This is a genomic window from Curtobacterium sp. SP.BCp (assembly GCF_051903255.1).
Taxonomy (GTDB): Bacteria; Actinomycetota; Actinomycetes; order Actinomycetales; family Microbacteriaceae; genus Curtobacterium.
Genome location: NZ_CP194338.1, coordinates 1,597,786 through 1,613,429 on the forward strand (window position 1 = coordinate 1,597,786; position 15,644 = coordinate 1,613,429).

The 15,644-nt window shown below is 70.8% G+C and carries 14 protein-coding genes and 1 tRNA gene; 8 read left to right on the forward strand and 7 right to left on the reverse strand.

Features of this window, described 5'->3' with window-relative positions; genetic code table 11:
* Positions 1-42 precede the first annotated feature (42 nt).
* On the reverse strand, positions 43-618 hold the full coding sequence (gene def / locus ACRQ4C_RS07715) for a peptide deformylase (protein ID WP_290132018.1): 576 nt from the start codon (positions 616-618) through the stop codon (positions 43-45).
* A gap of 39 nt (positions 619-657) precedes the next feature.
* On the opposite strand from def, the gene ACRQ4C_RS07720 reads away from it, so the two are divergent.
* From ACRQ4C_RS07720 to ACRQ4C_RS07745, 6 genes are all read left to right on the forward strand, one after another.
* Positions 658-1,572: a DMT family transporter gene (locus ACRQ4C_RS07720; protein ID WP_290132017.1), complete on the forward strand. Its 915-nt coding sequence runs from the start codon at positions 658-660 to the stop codon at positions 1,570-1,572.
* Between the two features lie 120 nt (positions 1,573-1,692).
* On the forward strand, positions 1,693-2,904 hold the full coding sequence (locus ACRQ4C_RS07725; RefSeq protein ID WP_290132016.1) for a glycosyltransferase: 1,212 nt from the start codon (positions 1,693-1,695) through the stop codon (positions 2,902-2,904).
* Positions 2,905-2,918: 14 nt separating this feature from the next.
* Positions 2,919-2,993 (forward strand) — tRNA-Ile (locus tag ACRQ4C_RS07730).
* Between the two features lie 53 nt (positions 2,994-3,046).
* Positions 3,047-4,177, forward strand: a complete 1,131-nt coding sequence (locus ACRQ4C_RS07735) for an AI-2E family transporter (protein WP_290132015.1) — start codon at positions 3,047-3,049, stop codon at positions 4,175-4,177.
* Positions 4,174-4,980 (forward strand): DUF1684 domain-containing protein, encoded by an 807-nt coding sequence (locus tag ACRQ4C_RS07740; RefSeq protein ID WP_439690713.1) that lies wholly within the window; start codon positions 4,174-4,176, stop codon positions 4,978-4,980. Before ACRQ4C_RS07735 ends, ACRQ4C_RS07740 begins: the two co-directional genes overlap by 4 nt.
* A 167-nt stretch (positions 4,981-5,147) precedes the next feature.
* The gene (locus tag ACRQ4C_RS07745) at positions 5,148-5,627 is read left to right on the forward strand and encodes a DUF3145 domain-containing protein (protein WP_290134250.1); all 480 of its coding nucleotides are present in this window, start codon (positions 5,148-5,150) and stop codon (positions 5,625-5,627) included.
* A 418-nt stretch (positions 5,628-6,045) separates the two neighbouring features.
* Here ACRQ4C_RS07745 and fabF read toward each other — a convergent pair whose 3' ends face one another.
* The 6 genes from fabF to aceE form a co-directional block, all read right to left on the reverse strand.
* Complete coding sequence (gene fabF, locus ACRQ4C_RS07750) at positions 6,046-7,290, reverse strand: beta-ketoacyl-ACP synthase II (RefSeq protein WP_290132013.1); 1,245 nt, start codon at positions 7,288-7,290, stop codon at positions 6,046-6,048.
* A 178-nt stretch (positions 7,291-7,468) separates the two neighbouring features.
* Entirely contained in the window at positions 7,469-7,717 is a 249-nt protein-coding gene (locus ACRQ4C_RS07755; RefSeq protein ID WP_022903951.1) for an acyl carrier protein, read from the reverse strand.
* Between the two features lie 83 nt (positions 7,718-7,800).
* Positions 7,801-8,790: a beta-ketoacyl-ACP synthase III gene (locus ACRQ4C_RS07760; RefSeq protein ID WP_290134249.1), complete on the reverse strand. Its 990-nt coding sequence runs from the start codon at positions 8,788-8,790 to the stop codon at positions 7,801-7,803.
* Between the two features lie 44 nt (positions 8,791-8,834).
* Positions 8,835-9,776 carry an ACP S-malonyltransferase gene (locus tag ACRQ4C_RS07765; RefSeq protein ID WP_439690714.1) on the reverse strand — a complete coding sequence of 314 codons (942 nt, stop codon included), beginning with the start codon at positions 9,774-9,776 and terminating at the stop codon, positions 8,835-8,837.
* A 133-nt stretch (positions 9,777-9,909) separates the two neighbouring features.
* Positions 9,910-11,112, reverse strand: coding sequence for a PucR family transcriptional regulator (locus ACRQ4C_RS07770; protein WP_290132011.1), 1,203 nt, complete (start codon positions 11,110-11,112; stop codon positions 9,910-9,912).
* 28 nt (positions 11,113-11,140) lie between these two features.
* Positions 11,141-13,885, reverse strand: coding sequence for a pyruvate dehydrogenase (acetyl-transferring), homodimeric type (gene aceE / locus ACRQ4C_RS07775; RefSeq protein ID WP_439690715.1), 2,745 nt, complete (start codon positions 13,883-13,885; stop codon positions 11,141-11,143).
* A gap of 241 nt (positions 13,886-14,126) precedes the next feature.
* On the opposite strand from aceE, the gene ACRQ4C_RS07780 reads away from it, so the two are divergent.
* Positions 14,127-14,615: a peroxiredoxin gene (locus tag ACRQ4C_RS07780; RefSeq protein WP_439690716.1), complete on the forward strand. Its 489-nt coding sequence runs from the start codon at positions 14,127-14,129 to the stop codon at positions 14,613-14,615.
* 167 nt (positions 14,616-14,782) lie between these two features.
* Positions 14,783-15,598, forward strand: a complete 816-nt coding sequence (locus ACRQ4C_RS07785; protein ID WP_439690717.1) for an alpha/beta fold hydrolase — start codon at positions 14,783-14,785, stop codon at positions 15,596-15,598.
* The last annotated feature ends 46 nt before the right edge of the window (positions 15,599-15,644 follow it).

The following is a 15,644-nucleotide window of genomic DNA, read 5'->3' on the forward strand; positions in this document are numbered from 1 at the left end:
CCAGGCCGGTGATCGCGCGTGCGGAGCGCGGGTGTGGGCCGCTCAGCCCTCCGGGTGGTCGCGACCGGGCAGCCACGACTTGCCCGGTCCGCCCCAGCTGTTCTTCCGGACGGCCTTCGTGACCTGCTTGCCGTACGGGTGCCCGAGTCGGTCCGCGTAGAGGTAGCCGTCGAGGTGGTCGTACTCGTGCTGGAAGACGCGGGCGAGCCAGCCGTGCGCCTCGACCTCGAACGGATCGCCGTGCTCGTCGAACGCGCGGAGGAGCGCACCCCCTGATCGCCGGAGCGGGAAGCGCTCACCGGGGATCGAGAGGCAGCCCTCGGACTCGTCGTCCTCGTCGAGTTCCTCCACGGCCTCGGGGACCGGGGGAGTGATCCACAGGACGGGGTTGATCGCCGCGCCGCGGTGCTGGACCTCGTCATCATCGGTCCATGAGTAGACGAAGAGCCGCTTGCCGATGCCGACCTGCGGACCGGCGAGTCCGACTCCGGGGGCCAGGTCCATCGTCTCGAACATGTCCGCCACGAGCTCGCGGAGCGCGTCGTCGAACTCGGTCACCTCCGTGGCGCGCTCGTGGAGGACGGGTTCACCGGTGATGCGGATCGGGAGGACGGCCATTCACCCAGGTTATCCGGCGAGGACCGGTAGCCTCGACGCGTGACGACGGACCTCCCGCTCCCCGACGCGGTCAGCAACCTGACCCCGTTCCAGGCGCTCATGATCCCCGTCGCACTGCTCGGTGCGGTCTTCCTGTCGCTCGGCGCGCAGTTCCAGAGTCGCGGCGTCCAGCGGGTCGAGGCCCGGCTCGGACGGCAGTCGAAGGGCCTCAGCATCCGGCACGTGCTCGCGCTGGTGTCGAGCGGCTACTGGGTGCTCGGCACGCTCATGCTCGGGTTGGCCGTCGTGCTGCAGCTGTTCAGCATCGCCAACGCGCCGCTCATCGTGGTGCAGCCGCTCGGTGCCGTCGCGCTCGTCATCACCACGTGGTTCTCCTCGCGTGCCAGCGGCGTCCCGCTCGGCCGTCGTGCGCGCCGGGCGGTGTGGACGTGCATCATCGGCGTCGGCATCTTCGTCGGCATCGCGGCCTTCGTCGGGCACGAGAGCGCGATCACGAGGCAGCAGCTCATCACGGTGCTCGTCATCCTCGCGGTCGTGCTGGCGCTCGTGCTCGTGTCCTTCCGGTTCGTGGCGCAGCACCGCAACGCGCTGTACTACATCGTCGGTGCCGGCGTGCTCTACGGTTTCGTGGCGACGCTGGCGAAGGTCGTCCTGAACCGCCTGCTCAACGGCACGTTCGATTGGCTGACGGTCGTCGCGATCCTCGGGGTCGTGGTCGCCGCGTCGCTCGGCGGATACTTCGTGCAGAACGCCTACTCGAGCGGCTCCGCCGACCTCGTGATCGCCGGTCTCACCGTCATCGACCCGATCGTGGCGGTCGGCATCGGCGTGATCGTCCTCGACGAGGCCACCGGCGCACCCGTCGGTGCCGTGCTCGGGTTCGTCGTCGCGGCCGCCATCGCGATCACCGGGGTGTTCCTCCTCGCGAAGCACCACCCCCAGACACGGTCCTGACGTGCAGGGTGGTGACGTGGGCGGCCCAGGGTCCACCGCGAGTCGGACGCCGGGCCGGGAGCGCGTACGGTAGCGTTCCACACCGACCAGGACACCGCCCACGAGAGGACCTTGCCCGCCGTGTCAGCAGATGCCACCACCGCCACCGCCGAGTCGACGGGTGCGACGGCCGGACGCCGACCGCTGCGGGTCCTCATCGCGGCGGACACCTTCCCGCCCGACGTCAACGGCGCCGCGACCTTCGCCGAGCAGCTCGCCGTCGGGCTCGCCGAGCGCGGCCACGAGGTCCACGTCGTCGCGCCCGCGTCCTCGAGCCACCACGGCACCGCCGAAGAGGAGCACCGCGGCGTCCAGCTCGTCGTCCACCGGTTGAAGTCGTACAAGTGGCCGACGCACGCCTGGCTCCGGTTCGTCTGGCCGTGGAGCGTCCGGAAGCTCACCGCGCCCATCCTCGACGCCGTCCGCCCCGACGTCGTGCACATCCAGTCCCACATCGTCGTCGGCCGCGGCGTCGCCCGTGAAGCACACGACCGCGGCATCCGCGTCGTCGCGACGAACCACTTCATGCCGGAGAACCTGCTCGACTACGTGCCGCTGAGCAAGTGGATCATCCCGACCGCGATCCGGATCGCCTGGCGCGACGCAGCGAAGACGTACCGCATCGCCGACGCGATCACGACGCCGACGAACCTCGCGGCCGACTACCTGCGGAAGGCCATCGCCGGGCAGCGCGTCCTCGCGATCTCCTGCGGACTCGACGTCACACGGTACGTCGCCCGCGAGGGCCGTCCCGTGAACAACGAGATCGTGTTCGTCGGTCGGGTCGCGCCGGAGAAGAACCTCGACGTCCTCGTCCGCGCGCTGCCGCTGCTCCCGGCGGAGCTGCACGCGCACCTGACCATCGTCGGCGGCGGCGAGATGATCCCGAAGCTGACCGCGCTCACCCGCGAGCTCGGCCTCGAGGACCGGGTGCGCTTCGCGGGGTTCGTGACCGACGAGGACAAGCGCACCGCACTGACCAACGCGACCGTCTTCGCGATGCCGTCGACGGCAGAGCTGCAGAGCATCTCGTCGCTCGAGGGCATGGCGTCCGGGCTGCCGGTGGTCGCGGCCGACTCGATGGCGCTGCCGCACCTGGTCGACGGCAACGGGTACCTGTTCCGTCCCGGTGACGAACGCGACCTCGCCGAGAAGCTCACGACCGTCCTCACCGCATCGGACGAGGACTACGTCGCCATGCGGCAGCGGAGCCTCGAGATGATCCAGCCACACGACATCAACCGCACGCTCGCGACGTTCGAGGCGCTGTATCGTGGGGAGCCGGTGGCCTGACGGGTCGCCGGCGAGGGGCGGTAGCCAAGCTGGTCAAGGCAGTCGGCTCATAACCGAACGATCCGCGGGTTCGAGTCCCGCCCGCCCTACGATCCCGACGCGGGTTCGAGCAGGCCCGCACAACGAGACAAGGCCGACCCGCATGCAGCTCCCACGGCGCAAGCCCCACGACCACGAACCACTCGGGCCGACCCCGAACGTCACGTTCGAGGTGACCCGCGGCGGCACCGGCGTCCGCGTCAACGCGTTCCGCATCGGCTTCATGGGCGCGATCGGCGTGCTCGTCGCCCTCGCGGCCGGCGCCGTCGTCCGCGAGCTCAGCACCGTCCTCGTCTACATCGGTGTCGCGCTGTTCTTGGCGCTCGGCATCGACCCCCTCGTGTCGTTCCTCGAACGGTTCATCCCGCGCTGGACGGCCATCCTCGCGGTGGTCGTCGCGGTGCTCGCAGCGTTCGTCGGCGTCATCTTCGCGGTGGTGCCGATCCTGATCCAGCAGGCGACGAACCTCATCCAGAACTTCCCGGACATCATCCAGGACATCTCGCAGCAGGACTGGTTCCAGGACCTCTCGAAGCAGTTCAGCGGGTCGTTCGACATCGACCACGCGCTGCAGTCCGTGCAGTCGTTCGTGGAGAACCCGAGCAACTTGCTCAACCTCGGTGGCGGCATCCTCGCGGTCGGTGGCGGCATCCTGTCCGGGCTCACGGGCGCGCTCATCGTGCTCATCCTGATGCTCTACTTCCTCGCGTCGATGCGTGGGCTGAAGTCGATGACCTACCGGTTCGTGCCCGCGTCCCGCCGCGAGAACTTCGTCGACGTCAGCGAGCAGATCACCCAGGCCGTCGGCCGCTACGTGGTCGGGCAGATCTCGCAGGCGCTCATCAACGGCGTCCTCAGCCTGGTCTTCCTCCTCATCATCGGCGCCCCGCTGCCGGTGCTGCTCGCGTCCTTCGCCTTCCTCGGCTCGCTGATCCCGCTCGTCGGGACGCTCAGCGCCGCGGTCGTGATCTCGTTGCTGTGCTTGTTCGCCTCACCGGCGACGGCGCTGACCGCAGCGGTGTACTACCTCGTGTACATGCAGGTCGAGGCGTACGTCATCTCCCCGCGCATCATGTCGCGTGCGGTGCAGGTGCCCGGCGCCCTCGTGGTCATCGCCGCGGTCGCGGGCGGCACCATCGGCGGTGTGCTCGGCGCACTCGTCGCGGTGCCGATCGCCGCGTCGGTGATCATCATCGTCCAGAAGGTCATCTACCCGCGGCAAGAGCAGCTGTGACCGACCTCGCCGACCACGTCGCGGACCGGGACCGTTGGGCGCGCGGACCCCGCGGCCCGCTCGCCCTCGTGAACGCACAGCAGGTCGACGTCGAGCAGCCGGTGTGGCCGGTGCCCGGCCGCTGGGCTCCGGCGCCGGGCGGCCTGACCGTCACCGCGGACTCCGCGGACGGGGTGGTCGTCGACGACGTCCCGGTCGACGGCACCGTCCTCGTCGCGGGTGACCAGGCCGTGGTGCCCTCGGTGGTGACCTTCCCGGACGGCCTCGCCGGCACCGTGACGGACCGCACGCTGCGCGTGTGGGACCCTGCCTCGGAGGCGATCGGTCGCTTCGCCGGGATCGCCCGCTTCGACCACGACGCCGCGTGGGTCACCGCCGGCAGGTACGTGCCGGTGCGTGACGGCCTGGAGGCCCGTGGTGCCGTCCTCGACGCTGCCGGCGTCCCGCTCCCGGTCGCCGGGCACGTCGACACCACGGTCGGCGACGTCGCCGTGCGCCTCGTGGTGGTCCGGTCCGCCGCGTTCCGCGGCGTCCCGCGGTTGCAGCTCATCGTGCAGGACGCCACGAGCGCCCTGCCCGAGACCGATCCGTCGAGCACGTACTCGATGGGCCGCTTCCTGTACCTCGACGACCCGGGCGAGGCCGCCGACGTCGTCCTCGACTGGAACACCGTCGTCCTGCCGCCGTGCGCCTTCTCGTACTTGTTCGCCTGCCCGGTGCCGCCCGCGGAGAACCGCATCGCAGCAGCGGTCACCGCGGGGGAGCGGCACCCCGTGGACACCTCCGGAGCGGTTCTGCACTGATGCCGGCGTCGACCTGGCGTTCCCAGCGCTGACGCTGCATAATGGGCGTGTCCGCCAGGACATCACAATCGCATACCGATGGTTCCGCGGACGGTTCCGAGTGCTCAGGTCGATGGGGAAGTCGCACCTGACGAATCGGAGGAATCGTGAACGGAACGACGACCGGGGTGCTCTACGTGCACTCCGCACCACGCGCGCTCTGCCCGCACGTCGAATGGGCAGCAGGTCGCGCCATGAGTCGTGCCGTGAACTTCTCGTGGCTCGACCAGCCCGCGCAGGACGGCGCGCGACGCACCGAGTTCACGTGGACCGGCTCGGTCGGTACCGGTGCGGCGATCGCTTCTGCCCTGCGCGGCTGGGAGCACCTGCGGTACGAGGTCACCGAGGAGCCGACCAGCACCTCGGACGGCGGCCGCTGGATGCACACGCCCGACCTCGGAGTGTTCTACGCGCAGACCGACGTGACGGGCAACATGGTCGTGCCCGAGGACCGCGTCCGCTACGCCATGGAGGTCGCCGGCAGCAACGCGCTCGAACTCCACCGCGAACTGCGCCTGGCGCTCGGTCAGGCCTGGGACGACGAACTCGAGCCGTTCCGTCACGCCGCCGAGGGCAACCCCGTCGTCTGGCTCCACCGCGTCGGCTGACCCGCTCCCGCGCTTCCTCCGCTCCCTCGAACGCCGCCCGGCCCCGTGCCCGGCGGCGTTCGTCGTCCCCGCACCGCCGGGAGCCGCGTACGACGCTGCCCGAGTCCGGCCGGCTTGCCCGATGCCGAAAACGACACTTCGTTGGCCTGCGCTCGCGCTCATCTGTCGCCTTCGCGATGGCGACAGGTCGCGGTCGACAAAAGCGACAGAAGGTCGTGACGGCACGCGCGGAACCTGTCGCTTTCGTGGGAGCGGGCTCGCGCTACCCAGGCCCGACCTGGCCGCCCGGCGGCACGGCACCAGACCGGCCACGGAACCAGCGGAGGCCCGCCCCGACGATGCGGGGCGGGCCTCCAGGCCGGAACGAACGCGACCGGCGCGACCGGCGTCACGGACGCGACCAGCGCGACCGGCGCGACTACGCGTTGCGGAACGCCACCACGGCGTTGTGCCCGCCGAAGCCGAACGAGTTGCTCACCGCGAGCAGGTCGCCGTCCGGCAGCTGGCGCGGCTCGCGCGCCACGTCCATGACGATCTCCGGGTCCTGGTCCGTGAGGTTGATCGTCGGCGGCGCCACCCGGTTGTGCAGCGCGAGGACCGTGAACACGGCCTCGATCGCGCCGGCGCCACCGAGCAGGTGCCCCGTCGACGCCTTCGTGGCCGAGACCACGACGTCGTCGAGGTGGTCGCCGAAGACGCGACGCATGGCGTGGTACTCGGCGACGTCACCCACCGGCGTGGAGGTGGCGTGCGCGTTGACGTGGACGACGTCCTCGCGGGCGGCACCGGCGTGCTCGAGCGCCTGGAGGACCGCACGGGCGGCGGCGCTGCCCTCGGGGTCCGGCGCGGTGATGTGGAACGCGTCCGACGTGATTCCGGCACCGGCGATCTCGGCGTAGATCTTCGCGCCGCGTGCCTCCGCGTGCTCCTTGGTCTCGAGGATGAGCGCCGCGGCGCCGTCTCCGAGCACGAAGCCGTCGCGCGTGACGTCGTACGGGCGCGAAGCCGTCTCGGGGGAGTCGTTGCGACGCGACAGCGCCTGCATCGCTGCGAACGCGGCGAGCGGCAGCGGGTGCAGCGCGGCCTCGGCGCCACCGGCGATGACGATGTCGGCCTCGCCGGTCGCGACGTGGCGGTACGCCTCGGCGAGGGACTCGGTGGAGGAGGCGCAGGCGGAGAGGTACGTGCGAGCACCGCCGCGGGCGCCGAACTCCATCTCGATGGCTGCGGCCGGGCCGTTCGCCATGAGCATCGGCACCGTCATCGGCATGACGCGGCGCGGACCCTTCTCGCGCAGGGTGTCCCAGGCGTCGAGGAGCGTGTTGACGCCGCCGATGCCGGTCGCCCAGTCGACGATGAGGCGCTCGGGCACGACGGACTCGGCGTCGATGCCGGCGTCGGCCCAGGCTTCGCGGGCGGCGATGAGCGAGAGCTGCGACGAGGGGTCGAAGCGCTTGGTCTCCGGACGGGTGAGCTGGTCGGTGACGAAGCGGCGCGCCTGGCCGGCGAACTCCACGGGGAGTTCGAGCTCGGCGTAGCGCGGGTCCTCGATGCGGGTGATGCCGGACTTGCCGGCGAGCAGCGCCTCCCACGTCTCCGGGGCGGTCGCGGCGAGGGGTGTGATCGCACCGATCCCGGTGACGACGACGGTCTTGTTGGTCATGGAACGACGTGTTCTTTCGTGAGGACGTCCGGCCGCTCGTGGCGGAGCCGGACGGAGCCGGGTCGGACCGACGAACGCCGGGCCGGGTCGGACCGGCGCTGCCGGTCCGGGGGTGGACGAGTCGAGCGCCGCGGCCCGCGGCTGTTCCGCCGGGGCCGCGGCGCTCAGGAAGCTCGCGTCAGGCCTGCGCCTTGACGATGTAGTCGACGGCGTCGCCCACGGTCTTGAGGTTCTTGACCTCTTCGTCCGGGATCTTCACGTCGAACTTCTCCTCGGCGTTCACGACGATGGTCATCATCGAGATGGAGTCGATGTCGAGGTCGTCGGTGAACGACTTGTCGGCGGCGACGGTGTCGGTCGCGATGCCGGTCTCGTCGTTGATCAGCTCGGCCAGGCCGGCGAGGACTTCTTCGTTGGACAGGGCCATGGGGATTCTCCTTGAGGGGGGTGTCGTTTGACCGTGGACCAGCCTAGGGCACGGGCAGTGCTCGTGCGCGGAGGCTCGGGGGACTAGGGGAGGACGACGACCTGGGCGCCGAACACGAGACCGGCACCGAAGCCGATCTGCAGGGCCAGGCCGCCGGACAGCTCGGGGTGTTCCTCGAGCAGCCGGTGGGTCGCGAGCGGGATGCTCGCGGCGGAGGTGTTGCCCGTGGTCGTGATGTCGCGGGCGATGGCCACCGTGTCGGGCAGACCGAGCTGCTTCGCGAACTCGTCGATGATGCGGATGTTGGCCTGGTGCGGCACGAACGCGGCGAGGTCCTCCGGGCGGACGCCCGCGGCCTCGATCGCCTCGCGGGCGACCTTCACCATCTCCCAGACGGCCCAGCGGAACACCGTCTGACCGGCCTGCCGCATCGTCGGGCGCGGCGCGCCGGCTGCCCACTCGTTGTAGGTCGCGGTCATGCCGATCGCGTCCCACTTCGAGCCGTCCGAACCCCAGATCGTCGGCGCGATGCCGGGGAACTCGCTCGGACCGACGACGGCCGCACCGGCGCCGTCCCCGAGGAGGAACGAGATCGAGCGGTCGGTCGGGTCGACGACGTCGCTCAGCTTCTCGGCACCGATGACCAGGACGTGGTCGGCGAGGCCGGACTTGATGAACGAGTCGGCCTGCGCGATGCCGTACGCGTACCCGGCGCACGCGGCGCTGACGTCGTACGCGGCGGCGGGGGTCGCGCCGATCCGCTCGGCGAGCAGCGAGGCCATCGACGGGGTCGCGACCGTGTGCGTCACGGTGCTCACCAGGACGACACCGATCTGCGACGGCTCGATGCCGGCCTTCGCGATGGCCTCACGTGCGGCGGCCTCGGCGAGGTCGACGGCCTCGGTGTCGGCTCCCGCACGCTTGCGCGTGACGATGCCGGTGCGCTGCCGGATCCACTCGTCGGAGGAGTCGATCGGGCCGACCAGGTCGTCGTTCGGCACGACGTTCTCGCCGCGGGCGGCGCCGTACGCGAGGATGCGGGTGAACTCGTGGCCGCGACGCTGCTGGAGCATCGGCCGGGAGGCACGGGTCGGGTTGGTGCTGTCGGTCGCGTCCGTCACGCGGTCGCCTCTGCTTCCGTCTTCGCGGCCTGCAGCAGCTCGATGGCTGCGGGCAGGTCGTCGGGGGTCTTGACCGCCACGGTCGGGGTGCCGCGGAGGCCGCGCTTGGCGAGGCCGACCAGCGCACCGGCCGGGGCCAGTTCGATGATGCCGGTGACGCCGGCGGCGGAGAACGACTCCATCACGGCGTCCCAGTGCACAGGGTTCGCGATCTGCTGGACCATCAGGTCGACGAAACGTCGGCCGTCGTCGACGCGGGAGCCGTCGGCGTTGGTCCAGATCGGGAGCGTGGGGTCCTGCACCGTGGCGGCCGCGGCCACCGGCGCGACACGGTCGACCGCCGGGGCCATGTACCGCGTGTGGAACGCACCGGCGACGGCCAGCGGCACGACCCGGGCCTTCGCCGGCGGGTCCGCAGCGAGGTCGGCGATCGCGTCGGCAGCTCCGGCGACGACGGTCTGGCCGCCGCCGTTGTGGTTCGCGGGCACGAGACCGCGGGCGTCGAGCGCTGCGGCGACCGCGTCCGCGTCGCCACCGAGGACCGCGGCCATGGAGGTCGGTTCGAGCGCTGCGGCGTCCGCCATCGCGCGGCCGCGTTCGGCGACGAGCGTCAGGGCGTCGGTCGGCTCGATGATGCCGGCGACGGCGGCGGCGGTGAACTCGCCGACCGAGTGTCCGGCCACGCCACCGACCAGCTCGCGGCGACCGTCGGCGAGCAGTGCGTCGGCGGTGATCAGCCCGGCGGCCACGATGAGCGGCTGCGCGAGCGCGGTGTCCTTGATCGTCTCGGCGTCCGAGACGGTGCCGTGTTCGACGAGGTCGACGCCGACGGCGTCCGACCAGGCTCCGACACGGTCACGGACTGCGGGGTCCTCGAGCCAGGGGGCGAGGAAGCCTGGGGTCTGGGAGCCCTGTCCGGGCGCGACGACGACGATCACCGGACAATCCTGCCGGGGACGGCACGCGGGGTCCGTGTGGGCTTCCCACACGAATCCCCGCGCGACATTGTGCGATGTCCTACAACTTGCGATGCGTTCCGAGTCCGACCCACGGCAGCGGGTGCCGTACGGCTCAACGGCGCTGCGGCAGACGACGCCGGCCGGACGCCGACTCGGACATGGCGCCGAGGATGAGTGCCGACTGGACGATGAGGGCGTCGCGGGCGTGCGTGGCGTCCCATCCGATGATGTCCGCCACGCGACGGAGGCGGTACCGGACGGTGTTCGGGTGCACGAAGAGCTCACGGGCGGTGGCCTCGAGCGAGCGCCCCGTGTCGAGGTAGCACCAGAGCGTCTGCAGGAGCTCGGTCGACTGGTCCTTGAGCGGGACGTAGATGCGCTGGACGAGGGCGGACCGTGCCAGCGGATCGCCGGCGAGGGCCCGTTCGGGCAGCAGGTCGTCGGCGAGTGCCGGACGGGGTGCCCCGCGCCACGCCCGCGCCACGGCGAACCCGGCCAGGGCGGCCTTGGCGCTGGTCGATGCGTCGACCACACCCGGGACCTCGTTGCCGAGCACGAGGTGACCCTCACCGAACGACGGCTCGAGGGCCTGGGCGATCGCGGTGAAGGACACCGGGTCCTCACCCTCGGGGACGTCGTCGCGAGGGGTGGCCCGGCCGATGACGACCACGAGCCGTGACCCCTGCACGCCGATGAGCACGTCGGCGTCCATGTGGCGCGCGGTCCGGCGGATCTGGTCGACCTCGAGCTGCTTCGGTGCGGTGCCGACGAGCACCGCGACCTCGCCGTGGCCGTGCCACCCGAGCGCTGCGATCCGGGAGGGCAGCTCGTCGTCGTACTCGCCCGAGAGGATCGAGTCGACCACCAGCGCCTCGAGTCGGGCGTCCCAGAGCCCGCGGGCCTCGGCCGCACGGGCGTAGACGTCGGCGGCCGCGAAGGCGATGTCCCGCGAGTACTTGAGGATCGCCTCCTGCAGCATCTCGTCGTCCTTGGCGCGCTCCTCGACCACGGTCACGACCACCCGGATGAGCTGCAGGGTCTGCTGCAGGCTCACCGAGCGGAGGAGTTCACGCGGTGCCGAGCCGAAGACGTCGGCCGCGGCGATCCACGGGGTGGACGCGGTGCCCTCGAGCCAGCTGATGAACGACGTGATGCCGGCCTGTGCGACGAGGCCCACGGCCGAACGACGACCCGGCGGCATCTCGCTGTACCAGGGCAGCGTGTCCTCGAGCCGCTTGATCGTCGCGGTGGAGAGTTCGCCCGACACCTGCCGGAGCCAGGAGAGCGCGCGGTCGCGGTCGCTCTGCTGGCTCACGGCAGGGTCGGTGCGGGGAGTCGACAACTCAGCTCTCGCCGCCCGCGCTGCCGGTGGTGCCGGCGGTGACGTCGTGCAGGCGGTACTTGTCGATGGCCTGCTGCACGAGGGCGTGGTCGACCTTGCCCTGCTTCGCGAGCTGCTGCAGCGTCCGCACGACGACCGAGGGGCCGTCGATGTGGAAGAAGCGGCGGGCTGCCGGACGGGTGTCCGAGAAGCCGAAACCGTCGGCGCCGAGCGTGGCGTAGTCGGTCGGGACGAACGGGCGGATCTGCTCCTGCACCTGGTGCATGAAGTCGCTCACCGCCACGACCGGGCCCTCGGTGCCGAGCAGGCGCTCGGTGACGTACGGCGTCCGAGGGGCCTCGTTCGGGTTGAGGAACGCGTGCTGCTCCGCGTCGAGACCGTCGCGGTACAGCTCACCCCAGCTCGTGACGCTCCAGACGTCCGCCGACACGCCCCAGTCCTCGGCGAGGAGCTCTTGCGCCTCGAGGATCCACGGCACGGCGACACCGGAGGCGAGGAGCTGTGCCTTCGGCCCGTCCTGCTCGCTCGGCTTGAGGAGGTACATGCCCTTGACGATGCCCTCGGCGTCGACGCCCTCCGGCTCGGCCGGCTGGACGAGCGGCTCGTTGTAGACCGTGAGGTAGTACATGACGTTCGGGTCGGCGTGCTTCGGCGAGCCGTCCTCGTTCGTGCCGTACATGCGCTCGAGGCCGGCCTTCACGATGTGGCCGATCTCGTACCCGTAGGCGGGGTCGTAGGACACGACGGCCGGATTCGTCGCCGCGAGGAGCAGCGAGTGGCCGTCGGCGTGCTGGAGGCCCTCACCCGTCAGGGTCGTCCGGCCGGCGGTCGCGCCGATCATGAACCCGCGGGTCATCTGGTCGCCGGCGGCCCAGATCGCGTCACCGGTGCGCTGGAACCCGAACATCGAGTAGAAGACGTAGACCGGGATGAGCGGCTCGCCCTGCGTCGAGTACGAGGTGCCGACCGCGGTGAACGCCGCGAGGGCGCCCGCCTCGTTGATGCCGACGTGGATGATCTGGCCCTGCGGGCTCTCCTTGTAGGCCAGGAGGAGCTCGCGGTCGACCGACGTGTAGTGCTGACCGTTCGGGTTGTAGATCTTCGCGGTCGGGAAGTACGCGTCCATGCCGAACGTGCGCGCCTCGTCCGGGATGATCGGGACGACGCGGTCGCCGAAGTCGGGCGAGCGCAGCAGGTCCTTGAGCAGGCGGGCGAACGCCATCGTGGTGGCGACCTCCTGCTTGCCGGAGCCCTTCTTGACGACCTGGTACTTCGAGTCGTCGGGCAGGGTGACCTGCGTGTACTTCGTCCGGCGCTCCGGCACGTAGCCACCGAGTTCGCGGCGGCGCTCGTGCATGTACTGGATCGCCTCGTCGTCGTTCCCCGGGTGGTAGTACGGCGGCGTGTAGGGGTTCTCCTCGAGCTGCGCGTCGGAGATCGGGATGCGCATCTCGTCGCGGAACTGCTTGAGGTTGTCGAGCGTGAGCTTCTTCATCTGGTGGGTCGCGTTGCGGCCCTCGAAGCTCGGGCCGAGGCCGTAGCCCTTGACCGTCTTCGCGAGGATGACGGTCGGCTGGCCCTTGTGCTCGGTCGCGGCCTTGAACGCGGCGTAGACCTTGCGGTAGTCGTGGCCACCGCGCTTGAGGTTCCAGATCTGGTCGTCGGTGTAGTCCTTGACCAGCTCGAGCGCCTTCGGGTCGCGCCCGAAGAAGTTCTCGCGGACGTAGGCGCCGTTCTCGGCCTTGTACGTCTGGTAGTCGCCGTCCGGCGTGGCGTTCATGAGGTTGAGCAGCGCACCCTCGGTGTCGCGGGCGAGCAGGTCGTCCCACTCACGGCCCCAGACGACCTTGATGACGTTCCAGCCGGCACCGCGGAAGAACGCCTCGAGCTCCTGGATGATCTTGCCGTTGCCGCGCACCGGGCCGTCGAGACGCTGCAGGTTGCAGTTGATCACGAAGTTCAGGTTGTCGAGACCGTCGTTCGCGGCGACCTGGAGCTGCCCGCGCGACTCGACCTCGTCCATCTCGCCGTCGCCGAGGAACGCCCAGACCTGCTGGTCGGACGCGTCCTTGATGCCACGGTTCGACAGGTACTTGGCCTGCTGCGCCTGGTAGATCGCGTTGATCGGGCCGATGCCCATCGACACGGTCGGGAACTGCCAGAAGTGCGGCATGAGACGCGGGTGCGGGTACGAGGACAGCCCGCCGCCGGCGTGGGACTTCTCCTGCCGGAAGCCGTCGAGCTGGTCCTCGCTGAGGCGGCCCTCCATGTAGGCGCGGGCGTACATGCCGGGGGAGGCGTGGCCCTGGAAGAAGACCTGGTCGCCGCCGGAGGGGTGGTCCTGCGCGCGGAAGAAGTGGTTGTAGCCGACCTCGTACATCGCGGCGCTCGACGCGTAGGTCGAGATGTGCCCGCCCACGGCGATGCCCGGGCGCTGGGCACGGTGCACCGTGATCGCGGCGTTCCAGCGGATCCACCGGCGGTAGCGGCGCTCGAGCTCCTCGTCGCCGGGGAACTCGGGCTCGTTCTCCGGAGCGATGGTGTTCACGTAGTCCGTCGTGGGGACCATCGGCACACCGAGGTGCAGTTCCTTGGACCGCTTGAGCAGGCTGAGCATGATCTCGCGGCCACGCTGGTGGCCGTGGGTCTGCACCAGACCGTCGAGGGACTCACGCCACTCGGCGGTCTCCTCCGGGTCCTGGTCGTTGCTGCCGGCGCTGTACGGGTCCTGGTCGTTCACCGTCACCCTTGACCTCGTTCGTTCTCGTGGTGGTGGACATGGCGGGTTCCGGCGGTCGGGTCGGACCTGAGGGAAACCCCCACCACTCTAGGCCCCACCACCGACCGTGAGCCTGATGGTGACGTGCACGTGGACGTGCGCTTGCATTCGGGTGACGTCGGCGTACGATTGCCGATCGTGCACGCGTGACCCGCGCCTGCACGGGACACGGGCACACACCACGCCCGAGGAAGAAGCACACGCACCGATGGCACTGGAGATCGGCTCCCTCGCGCCGGACTTCGAGCTCCCGAACCAGTTCGGCGAGCACGTCCGCCTCAGCGACTTCCGCGGCATCCGCCCCGTCGCCCTCGTCTTCTTCCCCCTCGCGTTCTCGTCCGGCTGCACCAACGAGCTCTGCGTCCTGCAGGACAACATCGCGATGTTCCAGGACCAGCGTGTCGAGCTCATCGGCATCTCCGTCGACTCGAAGGCCACGCTCCGCTCCTTCGCCGAGGCCAACGGCTACGACTTCGAGCTCCTCGCGGACTTCTGGCCGCACGGCGCGGTGTCGAAGGAGTACGGCGTGTTCCTCGACAAGAAGGGCTTCGCCACCCGGGCGACCTTCGTCATCGACGTGCAGGGGCGCATCAAGGCGTCGATCATCACCGAGCCCGGCCTGCAGCGCGACGTCGCCGAGTACCGCTCTGCCCTCGACCGGCTCGCCGCCTGCGCGGCACCCGTCGCCGTCGGCTAGCGTTCCGAACCCCTCCGGAGGACGCTGACGCGTCCGGACGGACTGGAGGCACCGTGCGGCTCACCGACGGACGACCGGTCGACGGCGCGGTCGCTCCGCGCGACGGCGCCTACGCGCCGTCCCCGCTCCGGGACGACCCCGCTCGCTGGTCGCTCGACCGTACGACCGTGTCCACCCCGGTCGGCTCCGTGGTGGTCCACCACCGGCCCGGTCCGGACCCCGTCCTGCTCCTGCACGGCGTCGCCGGGTCGTGGACCACGTGGACACCGCTGCTCGACGCGGCTGACGGCTTCCGCGGCCGCGGGGTGGTCCTGCTCGACCTGCCCGGCTGGGGCGCGTCACCGACCCCGCCGGCGCCGGTGACGATCGACGACGCTGCCGTGGCCGTGTCGACGGTCCTCGACGCGCTCGGCACCGGGCCCGTACAGGTCATCGGGCACTCGATGGGCGCGTTCGTCGGACTCCACCTCGCGGTCGTGCTGCCGGCGCGCGTGCACTCGCTCCTGCTCGTCTCGCCGACGACCGCCGCCACGGTCCGTGCTGCCCGGCACCCGTGGCGGGCCCTCCGGACGCTCCCGGCCTACACGCTCCTCCGCGCCGGACTCCTCGTGACCGGGCGTGCAGCGGTCCCGCTCCTCCGCGGACTCGCTGCCGTCGGGCTGCTGCGGCTGTTCGCGGCGCCGGTGTTCACGCACGTCGGTCGGCTCGACCGCAGCGTGCTCGACGCGTTCGTGCGCGAGCTCCGGCCGCGGGGGTTCACGGCCGCTGCCCGCTCCGCTGCGGCGTACGACACCGGGCGCTGGGCGACGATCGGGTGCCCGGTGGTCGCCGTGCTCGGGCGCGACGACGTGTTCGCACGCCCCGCGGACCTCGACGAGCTCCGCGCACTCGTCCCCGATGCCCGGACGGTGCTCCTCGACGACTGCGGCCACTTCGCCCACGTCGAGCACCCTGCTGCGGTCGCCGCGCTCCTCGCCGCCTGACCCGGACCTCGGGGCCCACGAAACGCGCGCGTTTCGACGTGCCACG

What these genes read in the sequence shown, in the direction of transcription:
- ACRQ4C_RS07780 (WP_439690716.1), top strand. Translation starts at nt 14,127, where the DNA reads ATGGCACTGGAGATCGGCTCCCTCGCGCCGGACTTCGAGCTCCCGAAC.
- ACRQ4C_RS07760 (WP_290134249.1), bottom strand. Translation starts at nt 8,790, where the DNA reads ATGCTCCAGCAGCGTCGCGGCCACGAGTTCACCCGCATCCTCGCGTAC.
- ACRQ4C_RS07735 (WP_290132015.1), top strand. Translation starts at nt 3,047, where the DNA reads ATGCAGCTCCCACGGCGCAAGCCCCACGACCACGAACCACTCGGGCCG.
- fabF (WP_290132013.1), bottom strand. Translation starts at nt 7,290, where the DNA reads ATGACCAACAAGACCGTCGTCGTCACCGGGATCGGTGCGATCACACCC.
- ACRQ4C_RS07755 (WP_022903951.1), bottom strand. Translation starts at nt 7,717, where the DNA reads ATGGCCCTGTCCAACGAAGAAGTCCTCGCCGGCCTGGCCGAGCTGATC.
- def (WP_290132018.1), bottom strand. Translation starts at nt 618, where the DNA reads ATGGCCGTCCTCCCGATCCGCATCACCGGTGAACCCGTCCTCCACGAG.